We start from the raw sequence: 15,766 nt of genomic DNA on the forward strand, positions 1-15,766 counted from the left end.
CTATATGACGAAGACTACTGGTGGATACCAACCGTTAATTGGCTGGGACGATTTAACTGCTGCCGCAAGGGCTGCATTAAACACGACAAGCTTCGTAGATGCAAACGTCGCTTTAAATGACTCGAATTTTACAAACAATTTAGCCAATGCTTGGTATCAATAATTGAAAAAGCAACTTAGTTATACGAGTTCAAGGGCAGGGAAGATTTACTTCCCTGGCCTCCTTTATCTCCGTAAAATATCTGACTGGTCACTTATCTAATTTGTACAAGTTGGTATGAGCGGCATCCGTCAAGAATAAACAAGTCAGATTTCAGATTACGGGCTCGATCCGTGGAGGAGTTTCCTTCAGTAAGCCTCCTAAAATTTCCTAACTCTAGTTATCATATAGAACAGTACGTAACTAATGATTAAAACCATAAACATGAACTTACAGAAAGAGAAAATATGATAAAGCTTACTTCTATCCGTTAACATGATAACTAATTCATGCATGATATAACCTGGTCGCATGATAACATCCCAACTATTCCATCGAACGAATCGGCCAATGTAGATTCCAAAACTACTTAGTAGGAGAACGAAAATTACAAAAATCCAGCTAGCAATAACTCCAAATGTTATTCTCACCAAATTCTGCACCGAAAACAGCGAAACTGATCCCAGTAAAAGCCCTAGAATAGCGATCGTAAATATACTAAATAAATGCTGCCAAAACACGACATCTGCCCAAAATCGCTTAGTAGGGTCAAAGCTGTACCGCGCGAATACATGAAGTAAATCCGTCACAAGGTATGGCGCATTGGGGAAGAAGAAAAACCATGAAGCACCCACGAATAGGATTAATACTGCACGTATTTTCTTACGGGTATAGCAAAATAGCAGATCTAGAATTACGGCAAACCCTACAGGTACCCATGCAAGAAACGTATCCCAAAAGATAAATGAATAGAGTCTATTTCCTGACGGAGATTGGATATTATAAACACTGATTAAACTAATTAACGTAGCAACACACAGGACGATAATGAGATAGATTTTTCCTGGGTAATTTAGGGAATTTAGTTTTTCCAAGATTGTCCTCCTTAGTAAAATAAAAAAGCAAGGAAGATTTACTTCGCTAGCCTCTAATTTTGTATATCCCTTTTACGATCTATTTCAATAACACTACCAGATTATGGATTTAATTCAAAGCATGGATTTATGTTAGATTCATATTCTACTGTTCTAGTATTACAAAAAAAGAGCTACCCCGCGGCAGCCCTTAGCTACTAACATTTTCATTTAAAAATTCCCATCCTTTATCTCTATCCTGTTACCTTCTGGATCAATAATGATGCCAATGGTTCCCCAATCAACTCTTCTTACATCAACATCTACACCTCTTTGTTTAAGTTCAAACACGGTTTGGTCAAAATCATAAACATCAATTCGTAAACATACGGAACTTTGCGCTCTTGTTTTCTCACTCTGCGATGCTACTCCCTTTCCTTCGATTAATAAGTAACTATTCCCAAATTCTAAAAATGACAAATCATCTTTTTGTAATCGTAATGTTAATCCAATTTGATGTACATAATAATCCACTGCCTTCTCATAATTCTCAGTAAATAAAATGATACCCGATTCTTTGATTTTCATTGGTTTTTCCTCCTTTAAAATAGGGCTGTTCACAATTATTATACTTACTATACGTTTATGTTTATAAAGTAGCAAGTAAATTCTAGAAAATAGAAAATAGACCCTCAGAAATAACTGAGAGTCTACATTTTTTTAATTATTTTTCATTCCAATGATAGATGAGATTCACAACGCCAGATGAGAACGTTCTTGTATTCACTAGTTGTAAATTCAACCTCTGTTTAATATCAACGAATAACGGCTTACCTTCTCCCAGAATAACGGGATGAACAGACAATCTAAACTCATCAACAAGTCCTAATTGGATAAAAGTTGTAATGAGACTTGCTCCGCCATATAGCCAAATATCTTTGCCAGGCTTATTCTTTAAATTCATTACTTCTTCTAAAATATTATCATTGATGTAGATAGCTTTATGATCAGTACCTTTATGTGTCTTGGAAAACACATATTTATGTTTACTATGAACTAAGCTCCACAATTCTTTATCAGCATCCGCATGATCTAAATCTGGGCTATATTGTCCCCATAAATCATAGCTTTTCCGGCCATACAAGATGGTATCAATTTGGTTTAGGAAATCGACAAACCCCATTTCAGGATCCATCACGCACCAATCAACTTCTCCATTTTTCCCTTCGATAAACCCATCTAACGTTACTGCCAAATCTAAAATTATTTTCCGTTTCAAGAGTAGTTGCTCCTTTCGTCGATCTACAACAAGTATAAACCTTGAATATGTCACCTTATGTCATAATAAAAAAGCCACGTTATCCGCGGCTTTGATTGAGATATTGTTATTCTGAAAAATCGTTAAACTTTCTTTATGCTGTAAAAACCAAAACGTTCAATTTCCTCAAGAGCTTTACGACCAAATGACTCGACTAGCTCATCGGCTCGGATTTTGGTTCCTCCCAGTGTTATCCCGTCCCAGCGTACAATTCGACCGTCTTTAACTAAAAAATAATCATCCATAGTAGTACCTCCAGAATTAAGATTTTGGGATTTGCTGTATGCTTAGATATGTAGAGCAAGAAGTTGCCTATCCATATTTTAGCACAAATTCATAAGGAATCATAAATAACATTCAGGGAGCCAGAAACTCTGCGTTTACTATGAGCGTGAACACTTCTTACTTATTTTACCACATATGAATAGATGGATTTTATGCAGTTAAATTTCAGGATATTTCGATCAAACACAAAATAAATGGATAACCTGAAGTTAATTTTAACCATTCAACCTAATTTGAACAAAATAAACAGTTTTACCTACATGTTTTACAGTTAAATCGAATCTTCGAGGAAATTCCGCTTAAATAGCTGTACCTTTTCCAGTTAATTGAAGATTCTTACCACGCGAACAGGCCAATCCAAACTTCACTTACAACGTATGATCAAAGACTAACTGCCGAGCACTTAGGTAGCTCTACCCAATTAGAAAAGAGCTGCCAACGGGCAGCCCTTTCGCTATTTAGCATCATTTTTTCAACAAAAAATTCCGCTCAAAGGCGACGCCACAGGAACACCGCTCTGTACCAAATAGTAGATGGTAAGAATGAGGGAACTCCCCATTTACACGTTGTACTTCACGAGCGAATTCAACTTGATCTTTCGGCACTCTGCGCAGAGAGTCAGCTTTAGCTTGCGTATCCACATGCGCTCCAGGTGGAACGAATCGATTAGGCGCAATCTTCACTCCGCCGGTAACTACGGAATCCATTGATATCACTGACCCATGCCCTATAGAGGCATTAAATATGATAGATTTGAATCCTACGAATACCTTTTCCCCAATATAACTAGGACCATGAATGAGGGCCCCATGAGCAATGGAGACGCTGTTAGCGATATAGATCGAATACTTTTTGTTATCGACCAAGATATATTCGTGAGCGAGTCCGTGCAGGACGACCCCGTCTTGAATATTCGTATTCTCGCCGACATAAAAAGGCGTACCTTCATCTGCACGTAAAGTGGCATTTGGTGCGATGTAGACATTTTTACTAAGCGTTACATCGCCAACAACACTGGAATACTGGCTAATAAAAGCCGTGTTATTAATGATCGGGAACCGTTGTTCGGGGGTGAAGGTCGTAATTGGATTCGGACTGATGAAGCGAGCAAATAAGTTTACGGGTCCGCGAGGTAAATCGCCGGTAGATTTCTTAATTTTAATCTTATTCATGAATACAGGTTTCCAAAGATTTTTGACCTTAGTCATATGCTCACTCCTAGGAGAATTATCCGTGTCTTACATTACACTATTCAGGATATAGGCGAACGTCACAGTTCCGTACAATTACGTTACAAAAAAATCCCTTAATGCCGGGTAACGTGCATCCGGTTCATTAAGGGATATTTGAATACATGTATATGCAGCTATCTTACTTACATACGCCTATCTTTTAATTTTCCTAGTACATGATTAGCCATTATTTTATAGCCTTCTGCATTCGGATGCAGCTGGTCTGGAAGGTGGTCGACAAAAGCTTCTCCCATGATTTCCAAGCCGTCTACATACGTAAGGTTTGAGTCCCCATAAGAAGTTAGGATATTCACCGCTTCTTGGATCTCCTTCCTCATTGTAACCAAGTTCATCCCAACTACGTTGTCGTCAGTTTCCCTATGAGGACAATAAATAGGAGAAAATAAATAAATAGGCGTATAGAGATGCTTTTCCCTAATGATCGACACCATGCCAAAGATCGCAGAACGAAAAGTCCGGATATTTAAACTGTTGCCACCCATCACATTAATACCGAGACACAAGGAAATGACGTCAGCTGGAAGGTCACGAATGACGCGAGCAACCATGGGTTCCAAATGACATTGTCCAGCGAATCCCAAGCAGGTCAGATCCCAGCTTCTATGGCGTGCAACGATGGCCGGCCACGTATGAGCTGGACTTTCAGCAGTGGTGCATTGTGTGATGGAGCTGCCGTATGTAACCCACCTTGGTTGATTGCTAGGTGCGAGCTCAGCCGTTGCCCCCACATCAATCTTGAGTGATTTCACAGTGACGACAGCATATTGCGGAAAATATAAGTCAACTCGCTTCATACTGCCTGGTAAGTTTGAAAATAAACAGAGGTCATCACCAGCTAGGAGAGTCTTGGTTCCGATGTATTCATCGTCAATGACGATGTCAAATTGTCTATCTTGATCCGTAGATGCGACGTGCAACTCCACTGACGTGGAGTCGGTTAGAAAAGCAAGTCTTACACCCGCTGCTTCTCCTGCTTTCTCCACTAATTTAGAAGCAAATAAGCGGAGCTGATCGTGAGGTAAACGCCAAGGTTGAAGTCCGTTTTCATTCGTTTCAATGGAAACAGCACCCCGAAACCAAGCGTTATTGATTTCAATTGTTTGCATGTTCATTTCACCTTTCAATTTATACGAGAACTGGAATCACGGGCTTATTTTGCAAAATATCACTGGAAGCATGCATCCAATCTCCTAATTCAGAGGCAAGCCGTTCGATGTGCTCGGCATACTGAGGCTCTGCCGACAAGTCATGCATTTCCCATGGATCGTCTTGTAGATCGAACAATTGGATTCGTTCCGTCCCTGTGTTGGTAATTGGCGAGCGATAATATCGGATCAACTTCCATCGACCATCCGTTACCATTCGCTGCAAATCTCGATAAACGGAGCCTACGATTCCGCGAACACCAACGCTTTCTCCAGAGAAGATGGGATGCAGACTTATGCCTTCGGTTTCCTCTGGTAGATCGACCTCACATAGTCCGGCAACTGTCGGGAAAATATCGATATTACTGGCCAGCGCATGCACTTGGTTGCCTTGCGGCACACCTGGGCCTCGGAAAAGAAGCGGGATGCGCACGCTATGTTCGTAAAGGTTCTGTTTGCCCATCAGTCCGTGTTGCCCGACTGCCAAGCCATGGTCCGCTGTATACACGATGAGCGTATTGTCATAGATGCCCTTCGTTTTCAACGCTTCGATGACCCTACCAATTTGCGCGTCCATGTGGCTAATCATCGCGTAATAATCGGCCATATGCTGCCGAATTTCGTCCTCGTCCCTCGGCCACCCCGCAAGCTTCTCGTCCCGTACGACCATATCCCCTGTATCGAATGGATGTTCTCGCATAAAGTTCGGAGGCAACGTTATATCAGACTTATCGTACATACTTGCATACGGCTCAGGCGCGGTTCGCGGATCATGCGGTGCTGTATAAGCGACATACAGGAAAAATGGCTGCTTTTCCTCATAATCCTCGATAAAGTTGACGGCTGCGTTGGTAAACAACTCAGTAGAGAATGTATCTTCCATGTATTCCTGTTCCTTCAGATACATCCCAGTCGGGTCATAATCAAACACAGGAACATGGGTATGATCGCTCATCCCGTGAAAGTGCAGCTTATCTCCCCCTTCGAAACTCCGTGCAAGGCTTGCCTTGTCGTTGTGCCATTTGCCGACCGCATGTGTACGATACCCGGCATCGCGCATTGTCTGCGGCATGAGCCGAACATCCGAGCGAATTACGCTCGAATGTTCACGGTTTGTCATATCCTTGCCAATCGTCGCCCGGAAGAGCGGAATACCGGTATGAACGCATGCTCTGCTCGGCGCGCAAACCGCTCCGGTTAGAGCACCGAATATATGTGTATTCCGACATGCTGTCCCGCTGGCTACCAGCGAATCCAGCACAGGCGTCTGCACGGCTTCATTGCCGTAGGCTCCGATAGCTTCACCACGATGATCGTCCGCTATAAGAAATACGACATGAGGTCGTTCAGCTAAATCCGTCTTAATCTTTTTCTCTTTCATGTTAAACACGCTCTCCCTTGCCACATCATTCTGTATGATCTGGATGTGATCTATTTCTATTTCTATTTCTATTTCTATTTCTATTTCTTAGCTTTAAATTGGGTATAAGCTTGTTGGTAAATTTCCAAGTAGCGTTTAATATTCATTTTGTCCAACGTGCTTAAGTAGTTGTTCCACTCTTTCTCAACGTCTAGTGAGCCTGTAACTGTTTTGGCAAAAAATTCAGTTCTGTAATCGGTCAATGTCTTCTCAAGCGTAGAAAGTTCCTCGGCTTGTTCGTTGGTGAAGAACAATGGCGGTACAATCTTGCTCGGATTCATTCCAAAAGGTTCGTATTTCTTCGTTTCATTATATAAAATAAGTTCAAGTGAATTTTTCGGATCCGCCGCCACGCTCAAGCGTAACTCGTTCGTACGCAGTGAAGGTCCTGCTTGCGCCCAATGTATGTTTTGCAGCTTGCCAAACGATACGATCGGTTTCCATACCGCTTGCTTCCCGTTAACGCCAAGCTCACCTTGAGCAGGACGCACCCACTCTTGATCAGGACGTCCCTGAGTACTGCGGAGTGTCGCTTCTTCCGAAAGCAGCAAGTCAGCCATACGGAATGCGGCAGCCGGATTTTTCGCTTTATTCGTAATGACGTATTGTCCTGCAGAAACCGCATAAGGATTGTAGGCCGTAGAACGTATCCCCGTCGGCCCTTTGAGCGGAGGAACGGAGACGTAATCTTTGAATCTCGCGTTATCGACTTCGACGAATACCGTCTGATTTTGTGATGCAATGGCTCCCAGAATTGGAATTTCCGGGTTCATCCCCATTTGTTTCAGCTGATTTCTATCTTGCGTAAACGTTTGCGGGGAAATTAAGCCCTCGGCGAACATTTTATTCATATACTTCAAAGCTTCTTTCCATTCCGGTTGATTATAGGCAACTTGGACCTTGCCATCCTTCACAAAGCGCAGGTTGAAATCCTTCTCGATAAAAGCGCTGGGTAGAAATAAATCTAACGTAGAGGATGGTCCATTCGTTGCACCAACAAGTGGAATCTCATCTGCTTTACCGTTTCCATTCGGATCTTTTTCTTTAAAAGCTTTGAGTACTTGATAAAACTCTTCCGTCGTTTCTGGCATTTTTAATCCAAGTTTATCAAGCCAAGGTTTATAAATCCACATTTTCTGACCAAGTGAGCAATGGTAACAATCATTGACCTGTGGAACCGAATAAATTTTACCGTCAGGCATCGTAATCAGATCTTTCACATAGGTAACTTGTTCGAACATCTTTTTCATTTCAACACCATATTTGTCGATGTAGGGATTCAGCGGAATAAAGACACCGTCCTTCCCATAAATCGATTGCTGAATCGGCGATACACTCATGTTAAGCAGCACGTCTGGGTAATCACCACTTGCGAGTGAAACGTTGAGCTTCTCTGCAAATGTTTTTTCCGGAGCCACTTCCCAATCAATATGAATGTTCGTTTTCTCTTCTAACCACTTGGTGAACTCGTTTGTTGCGAAGTTTTCGACAATGCTGGAGCCTTTGACCATCACTTTGAGTGTTGTCTTTTCTTTCGTGATCGGGAATTGGCCCGCTGGTGTTACTTGATCATCGACGATGGCTTCCGTCTGCTTGGCAGCCTCCTTCGATCCGCTGTCCGAACATGCGCTTAGAAGTACTAATGACGTTGCCGTAATTGCTACTAAAGCTTTTAACCCTCTTTTCATGTAAAAACCTCCCTTTAGCCTTTTAATGAACCAATCATCATGCCTTTGACAAAATGCCTTTGTATGAATGGATAGATGATGAGCACGGGCAGCGTAGACACGACGATAAGGGAAAACTTCAACAACTCCCGCAGTCCATCTTTTGCAGCCTGATCTGCAAGGTCGGTTATCATCGACGCATCGACCTCGTTTTGCACCAAAATATCCCTTAACACCAATTGAATCGGGTACAACTCTTGATGTTTCAAATAGAGCAATGCGTTAAAGTATTGGTTCCAATGCCCTACAGCATAGAACAAGGAAATGACTGCTATGATAGGGCCTGACAAGGGAAGTACGATCTTTCGTACAAATGTAAAATCACTACAGCCATCCATTTGAGAGGCTTCAAGCAATTCTTCGGGAATGGTCGTTTGAAAATACGTGCGGGCAATGATCATATTCATCACACCGAGCGCTCCTGGAATAATTAATGACCACCTTGTGTCGATCATACCAAGCTCTTTCACAACCAGATAAGACGGGATCAATCCCCCTGAAAACATCATGGTGAATACGAACAACGCCATGACGGCATTACGTGGCATAAAATCTTTTCGCGAAAGCGGATATGCCGCAATGAGTGTAAACAGGACATTGATGGTTGTTCCCACCACGGTATAAAATACGGAATTCAAGAAGCTCGACATGATCAAGCGATGCTTAAATACTGCTTCATAACCCGCTAGCGTCGGCTCAATCGGATACAACCAGACTTTGCCGGAAATAACCGCGGTGGATGAGCTGAAGGAAGCACTGACAATGTAAATCAACGGATAAAGTATCGTAATAGTAAAAATAAATAGGATGATGTAATTCAGAATTGTAAAAAGTCTGTCATCTGCACTTTCCTTAATGCTTCCCGTCATTGACGCGCCTCCTTTACCACAGACTGGTTTGCCCTAATTGTCTAGCTATTCGATTAACGAGAACGAGCAGGATCAAATTAATGACCGATTTAAACAACCCAATGGCAGATGAATAGGAATAATTGATTGCGGTTGATGCCAAACCGACTTTGTACACAAAAGTATCGATGACCTCCGATGAGCTCATATTCAGCGGATTCTGCAACAGCAACACTTTTTCGAAGCCGATGTCTAACACATGGCCGGTGTTCATGATGAGCAGAATGACCGCAACCGGCAGAATACCGGGCAAGTCGACGTGCCACATTCGCCGTACTTTATTGGCGCCATCTACAACAGCTGCCTCATGGAGCGAAGGATCGACGGCTGCAAGCGCTGCCAAGTAAATGATGCAGGAGAATCCAACATTTTGCCAAATACCGGACCAGACAAATACATGTGAAAACCACTCGGGTATACCCATGAAATTGATGGTAGGTAGTCCGAAATACTTCATAATCTTCTGGATCAGGCCAACTCGAGGATCCATCATTTGCAAAATGATACCTACCATGACAACGACAGAGATAAAATGCGGCGCATAGGTGATCATTTGTACGGATTTTTTAAAGAAACGAGAATTAACGTAATTCAAGGAAAGCGCGAGTATGATGGGGAACGGAAACCCTGCAAGTAAACTATAGAGGCTGAGAACGACCGTGTTTTTCATAATCCGCACAAATTCATACGAATGAAAAAAACGATCAAAATGCTTCAGCCCAACCCAATCACTGCCCCATACCCCTTTTGTCGGAATATAATTTTTGAACGCAATCAAAGCACCATACATCGGCACGTATTTGAAAATGATCAAATAAATAATCGGCAGCAGCATTAGCACGTAGAGCTGCCAATGGTTGGATGCATTTTTTTTAAGCCTAAACAAGTAATTTTCCTTTTTCAAGACAACCGTAGATCGTGTGTCACTTTTACTAGCCGATATGTCCATAAATCCCTCCCTATTCGATGACCATAACTCGGTATGTGTAATGTACTTCTGTATACAGCATACAAAAAGCAAGGTGCGCCAAGCATTGTGTTGATTTACACTGCTATGACTTTTTTTGCACTGGAGGTTGGCATGTGAATCGTAACTTTCGTGCCGCTCCCCTGCTCGCTTTGTACAGAAAGTCCATACTGCTGCCCGAAAACCATCTGAATTCGGTTATGCACATTGAGCAGTCCGATGCTGCCTTCGGATATGGGTTGCGTATCCACCAGCTTCTCCTGTCGGCTATTCAGGAGTCGTGTGTTTAATTGCAGTAGGGATTCGGCTTCGATACCGCAGCCATTATCTTGAACGATGACATAAAAATCCCTATCATTCTTCCAAGCGTCAATAATGATTGTGTGCTTATCCTCGATCCCATAGGGGAACGCATGCTTAAATACATTTTCGACCAAGGGTTGCAGCGTCAAGCGAACCATGCTGTCCAGTAAATAATCCGTAGAGATCCGAACATCAATCTCGAATTCGCGCTGATTGCGATATTTCATAATCGACATGAAGTACAGAATGTGTTTGAGCTCATTCGCTACCGTAATTTCCTCCAAGTCAGTACGGATAGAATATCGCAGCATATACGACAGAGAACGAACAATGTCTTTGATTTCGCTGGATTTTTGGATGACAGCATAGCAAATAATAATTTCCAACGTGTTGTACAAAAAATGCGGGTTAATCTGTAATTGCAGGGATTGAAACTCAGCCTGCTGCCGTTTCATCATATTGTCTTGATTGCGCAGTTCGGTCTCGTAAACCCGCTCAACCAACTCTTCCAGCCGAGAGACCATCGTATTATAGCTGATGATTAGCTGGTCCATTTCATCTAAGCTCCCAGTGAGAGGTACTCGTGTCCATAGACCTTTTGCCGTCTGGCGCATGCCATTCTCCAGTAGTCGAACAGGACGAACAATCGATTGACCGAATCGATAAGCTAGGAATGTGGCCAAAAACAAAGTAATGATACCTACAATTAATATCGTTTGCCGCAGGTCGGAAATGGGCTGTCGCTGTTCAGAAATGGACATGCTTGCCACTAACGTCCAACCGGAGTAGTCGGATTTTCTGCTGAAGAAAACTCGCCCCGGTTCCCCGGGCAATTCAAATACTTGATCTGTTTTGGCTTCAACCGTATTGAAATGCATACCATCGAGCTGTTTCCCGATTCGGTTCGAATCCGGATGATACAGTATTTTCCCACGATCGTTAACGATAAAAAAATACCCCGAGTTCCCGAGTTTAATACCCTTCCAGAGCGTGTTTAACTCCCCAATTTTGAGCTCAAAACCCATGATTCCTTTAAATAAGGTAGATGAGGTTCGATCTGCCAATTTGCGAATGAGTGTGAGATGACCGTCTAGAAATCCGGAATCTTTGATCGTCAGCTTCCCGTTAATCGTATCGTCATCCTTCATCTGTTCCACATATTCATCAAAACCCTTGTAATTAAAAGGAACAATGTGAGCATTGAAATCCGTTGCTTGGAACCCGTTATAACCGACGATGTATGTCATCGAGATTTCTGGATTGTTAATGAGGACGGGTTGAAATACTCCCTTCATCGCTATTTCGGAAGAATAAAACCCTGAAGTAGCATGGTAGGGAAGATCTAGTGCTTCTTTCACTACAGGTGAGATTAAAATTGAAAGTGTAGCCCTCTCATAGCTTTTCAGAAATAGATCGGTTTCATGTAGGACATTATCAACGATTTGAGTCAACAGCCCTTCATACTGGTTCTCCAGTTCGTTGGACGATCGCCAATAGCCGGTAACCCCCACCGTCACCAAAGCTAACGTGATAATAATGACGAAGTAGATGTAAACCTTGCGAACAAGTCTGCTATTCATTACTTGATCCCGAGCAGTCCGCGATATTCGGTGGGGGAATATCCAGTTGCCTTTTTGAATACGCGTGTAAAATGTGGGTAGCTCTCATATCCGACCTCGGCTACAATGTCGATAATTTTGTAATGGGGTACGGCTAGAAGTTGTTTGGCTCGATCAATTCGTTTGCGCATCCGGTGTTGCACGAAAGTTTCATTCGTATGTTTCTTAAAATAATGGCTGAAATAGGTCGGCGTTAGTCCTAACTTCCCTGCAACTTTCTCCAGTGAAAGCTCATCCTCGAATAGATGCTCATCAATATATTGAATCGCTGCCTCTAGTACATCAATTCTCTCATGATTGCGATATTCGCTCAGCCGCTGAATCCAGCTTCTTATTTCCGCCTGAAACCTTTCGTACGTAATCGTGATGACTGTATGCTCCTCTACAAACGGTTTCACTTCAACCCTGTATGCCCCTCTGGCATTCAGTTTCTTGTGAAGTAACTTCACAGCGTCGGATACCCGTAAGTGTTGTTGGAGCTCCGTATCAACATCGAACAACCCCCGTTTGCCCTCATCAAGCAATTCATCGACCCTTATTTTGTCCATCATCCAAATCGCTTCTTCTAATTGATCGATCCATTGTTCAAAATGAGTAAAGGAAATAAGTGCAGCTTCCCGCATGGAAAGCATTTTATCCAATATTGGAAAAAGCTCGATTTCAGTAATTGGCTTCAACAAATATTCTTGTACACCGTAGGACATGCATTTTTGCGCATAGGCAAAATCTCCATATCCAGAAAGCACGACTACTTTGGTTGATAACTTTAGTTGCTGTATATGTCGGCATAGCTCTAGCCCGTCCATCCGAGGCATTCGTATATCTGTTAACACTACATCAGGAGGGTTAGCCATAATTTTCGACAAGGCGGACTCGCCATCCGTAAATATGTCGATTTCATTAAATCGTTTATATTCCTCAATCAACGTTTTGAGGCCAACTCCGATAATTGGTTCATCGTCAACAATGCAGATTCTAGCCATTCGATTGCCCCCTCGTGTTTCATAAATGAAAACCCTCGATCGCCTCTGACAAGAGGGCACTAGTTAATTATGTTCCGATATCCTATTGTCTGAATACCCATCAAAATATGAACAGCATCATCAAAATCGAAACTTTGAACCTTTACTTATCCGATTGGGTAAGCAAAATACAGACTGACGTCACCATTTGATGGTTCTGCAAATAGAAAAAAAGACTGCCTCAATCCAGGCAGCCTTACTTAAATTCTGTTATATGTCGTTATACACGACGCAACTTCGTTATACGACCATCGATAATCCACTCGGCCACATAGACATCTCCCAGTGAATCTACACAGACGCCATGAGGTGAACTAAAGCGGTTATCCCGATAATATTCCTTGGGTAAATTAGGCCAACCTTGCTGTTTGTAGGCTAATTGATCTTCTCCAAGATGAGCGACAAGTGAATCATCCTCCGAGTTGAAGACAGTCACCCTACTATGTAAGTCGGGGAAGAACATGAGACCCTCATGAAAATAGAAGGAGCAAGGCATATCCATATCGTTGTCGATAAAACGCTTGAAATCTCCACTCAGTGTGAATACTTGAATGCGATGATTCCCTCGATCCGCAACATAGAGCTCAGGTTCGCTGCCCGTGAGTTTAACGGAAATGCCATGCGGGCATTTCATTAAACCAGGTTCACTTCCTGTTCCACCCCAAGAGTGGATATGGTCTCCTTGGGCATTATACTGATGAATCCAATGCTGACCGTAGCCGTCCGTCACATAAATGTCGCCATTTGGTGCAACAGCCAGATCAGTTGGCTTGTATTTTTTTTCATCAGAGTAAACGTCACCTAGATCAGGCGGAGTCAAACGAAGTACGACTTCACCGTTAAGTGTTGTTTTTACTACTGTCCCAAGTCCACAATCCGTCATGTACAAATATTCAGCGTCATGCTCTTTATGGAGGTATAAACCGTGTGCATTGTCCTCTATACCTTCAACAGTCCACGATTTGACCCATTCGCCTGAACGACTGAATACCGACATATTCGGCACGCCTGTATGAAGTACGTAAATATTGTCTTCCGAATCGGCAACAATGCCATGCGTATAACCAAAAGTCTGACCTTCTGGAAGACGTCCCCACCCATTTACCACTTCTGTTCGAAACATGCGATTTCCTGTTTGCATACTTAACCTCCTGAGCGATACGTGAATTTGATAGACAACAAGTATAATCAGACATCACTTTGTGTCTTTTGTAAAGCTTTTTCGAGTTTACGGTAAGAAAGCGATGAGAGAAGATTGAATTTGAAGCGCTTTGTAACTTGCTTACTTTTCTTGAGTTACATTATATATTATAGTATAATAGAGTTAACCTGAAAGGAGCGATTTAATATGTCCAACCAAACAACTTCAACTTTTGAAATAGGAATAAGCACATTTCTCGAGGCTGCTCCAAGAGCTAATGGCATCACACATGCGGAAAGGCTCCGTCAAGCGGTAGAGGAAATAAATTTGGCCGATCAAGTTGGCCTAGACGTTTATGCCATTGGTGAACATCATCGAGCAGATTATGCGAGCTCAGCACCGGCCGTTATTCTGGCGGCAGCTGCTTCAACAACCAAACGAATTCGTCTTTCGAGCGCCGTAACCGTGTTATCTTCGGATGATCCAGTTCGTGTTTATCAGGCGTTCTCCACCTTGGACGGATTATCCAACGGACGTGCAGAAATTATGGCGGGCCGCGGATCTTTTATCGAATCTTTCCCGCTTTTTGGATACGACTTGAACCACTATGACAGCTTATTTGAGGAAAAACTGGAGCTTTTGCTCGCAATCCGCGAATCAGAGAAAGTAAACTGGAAAGGCGGTCATCGCGCTGGTATCAATAACTTAGGCGTTTACCCGCGAGCTGTACAAGAGCCGTTACCCGTATGGATCGGAACTGGAGGTAATCCAGATTCCGCGATTCGCGCTGGCATATTAGGACTGCCTGTCGTCTTTGCGATTATTGGCGGCATGCCGGAGAGGTTCGCTTCGCTAGTCAACCTGTACAAGGAATCGGCTGCTAAAGCAGGTCACGATGTAAGCAATCTGCAAATCGCGACGCATTCGCATGGCTTCATTTCTGATACAAGTGAGAAAGCGGCCGACTTGTTCTACCCAGCAACGGAAGCCATGATGAACACGATTGGCCGTGAGCGCGGCTGGTCGCCCTACACGCGTGACACGTTCGATGCCGCACGAAGCCTTCGCGGTGCACTGTACGTCGGCGATCCCGAGTATGTAGCGGAGAAAATCATATTGCTCCGCAAGAACCTCGGTATAACGCGCTTCCTCTTGCATGCGGACGTCAGCACCCTGCCGCATCATGAATTGCTGCGCACGATTGAGCTGCTGGGCACGAAAGTCGCGCCTATCGTTCGTAAGGAACTAGAGCGCGAGGTATAAGTATAACAAATAGGATTCCCAAAGCCATGTATGTGGCGGGGAATCCTTTTTTTTGCTTGATGCCGATTTCTAGTGAGCTATTCGATTATTTAGACTAGCTCGCCCCCGCAGGCGCCAGTTTCTTGCGAGATAGTCGATTTTTTCGACTATCTCCCACCGCAGGCGCCGTTTTCCACCGAGTTAGTCGATTTTTTCGACTATCTCCCCCCCGCCGGTGCCGTTTTCCACCGAGTTAGTCGATTTTTTCGACTATCTCACCCCCGCAGGCGCTGTTTTCTCTTGAGATAGTCGATTTTTTCGACTATCTCCCCCAGCAGGCGCAGTTTTCTCTCGAGATAGTCG

General features: G+C 43.2%; 15 protein-coding genes. 2 read left to right on the plus strand and 13 right to left on the minus strand.

Annotated elements, in window-relative coordinates; genetic code table 11:
* The first annotated feature begins 4 nt into the window (after positions 1–4).
* Entirely contained in the window at positions 5–163 is a 159-nt protein-coding gene (locus tag GC096_RS33785; RefSeq protein ID WP_171636744.1) for an NPP1 family protein, read from the plus strand.
* 197 nt (positions 164–360) lie between these two features.
* Here the strand turns inward: GC096_RS33785 and GC096_RS39620 are convergent, their stop codons facing one another.
* The 13 genes from GC096_RS39620 to GC096_RS33850 form a co-directional block, all read right to left on the minus strand.
* Entirely contained in the window at positions 361–1,074 is a 714-nt protein-coding gene (locus tag GC096_RS39620; protein ID WP_171636746.1) for a DUF1361 domain-containing protein, read from the minus strand.
* Between the two features lie 210 nt (positions 1,075–1,284).
* Positions 1,285–1,641, minus strand: coding sequence for a VOC family protein (locus tag GC096_RS33795; RefSeq protein ID WP_171636748.1), 357 nt, complete (start codon positions 1,639–1,641; stop codon positions 1,285–1,287).
* A gap of 136 nt (positions 1,642–1,777) precedes the next feature.
* On the minus strand, positions 1,778–2,332 hold the full coding sequence (locus GC096_RS33800; protein WP_171636750.1) for a dihydrofolate reductase family protein: 555 nt from the start codon (positions 2,330–2,332) through the stop codon (positions 1,778–1,780).
* A 122-nt stretch (positions 2,333–2,454) separates the two neighbouring features.
* Positions 2,455–2,616 carry a hypothetical protein gene (locus tag GC096_RS33805; protein ID WP_171636752.1) on the minus strand — a complete coding sequence of 54 codons (162 nt, stop codon included), beginning with the start codon at positions 2,614–2,616 and terminating at the stop codon, positions 2,455–2,457.
* A gap of 504 nt (positions 2,617–3,120) precedes the next feature.
* On the minus strand, positions 3,121–3,864 hold the full coding sequence (locus GC096_RS33810) for an LbetaH domain-containing protein (RefSeq protein WP_312886402.1): 744 nt from the start codon (positions 3,862–3,864) through the stop codon (positions 3,121–3,123).
* A 167-nt stretch (positions 3,865–4,031) separates the two neighbouring features.
* Entirely contained in the window at positions 4,032–5,015 is a 984-nt protein-coding gene (locus tag GC096_RS33815) for an SGNH/GDSL hydrolase family protein (protein ID WP_171636754.1), read from the minus strand.
* Positions 5,016–5,034: 19 nt separating this feature from the next.
* Entirely contained in the window at positions 5,035–6,435 is a 1,401-nt protein-coding gene (locus GC096_RS33820; protein ID WP_171636756.1) for a sulfatase family protein, read from the minus strand.
* Positions 6,436–6,515: 80 nt separating this feature from the next.
* Complete coding sequence (locus GC096_RS33825; RefSeq protein WP_171636765.1) at positions 6,516–8,162, minus strand: ABC transporter substrate-binding protein; 1,647 nt, start codon at positions 8,160–8,162, stop codon at positions 6,516–6,518.
* 14 nt (positions 8,163–8,176) lie between these two features.
* Positions 8,177–9,070, minus strand: a complete 894-nt coding sequence (locus GC096_RS33830) for a carbohydrate ABC transporter permease (protein ID WP_171636767.1) — start codon at positions 9,068–9,070, stop codon at positions 8,177–8,179.
* 13 nt (positions 9,071–9,083) lie between these two features.
* Complete coding sequence (locus GC096_RS33835; RefSeq protein WP_171636769.1) at positions 9,084–10,058, minus strand: ABC transporter permease; 975 nt, start codon at positions 10,056–10,058, stop codon at positions 9,084–9,086.
* Positions 10,059–10,153: 95 nt separating this feature from the next.
* Positions 10,154–11,959, minus strand: coding sequence for a cache domain-containing sensor histidine kinase (locus tag GC096_RS33840; RefSeq protein WP_171636771.1), 1,806 nt, complete (start codon positions 11,957–11,959; stop codon positions 10,154–10,156).
* Positions 11,959–12,981, minus strand: a complete 1,023-nt coding sequence (locus tag GC096_RS33845; protein ID WP_171636773.1) for a response regulator transcription factor — start codon at positions 12,979–12,981, stop codon at positions 11,959–11,961. The genes GC096_RS33840 and GC096_RS33845 overlap by 1 nt, the downstream gene beginning before the upstream one ends.
* A gap of 259 nt (positions 12,982–13,240) precedes the next feature.
* The gene (locus GC096_RS33850) at positions 13,241–14,161 is read right to left on the minus strand and encodes an NHL repeat-containing protein (RefSeq protein ID WP_171636775.1); all 921 of its coding nucleotides are present in this window, start codon (positions 14,159–14,161) and stop codon (positions 13,241–13,243) included.
* A 207-nt stretch (positions 14,162–14,368) separates the two neighbouring features.
* On the opposite strand from GC096_RS33850, the gene GC096_RS33855 reads away from it, so the two are divergent.
* Positions 14,369–15,424 carry an LLM class flavin-dependent oxidoreductase gene (locus GC096_RS33855; protein ID WP_171636777.1) on the plus strand — a complete coding sequence of 352 codons (1,056 nt, stop codon included), beginning with the start codon at positions 14,369–14,371 and terminating at the stop codon, positions 15,422–15,424.
* The last annotated feature ends 342 nt before the right edge of the window (positions 15,425–15,766 follow it).

This window comes from Paenibacillus plantarum (assembly GCF_013141695.1).
Taxonomy (GTDB): domain Bacteria; phylum Bacillota; class Bacilli; order Paenibacillales; family NBRC-103111; genus Paenibacillus_E; species Paenibacillus_E plantarum.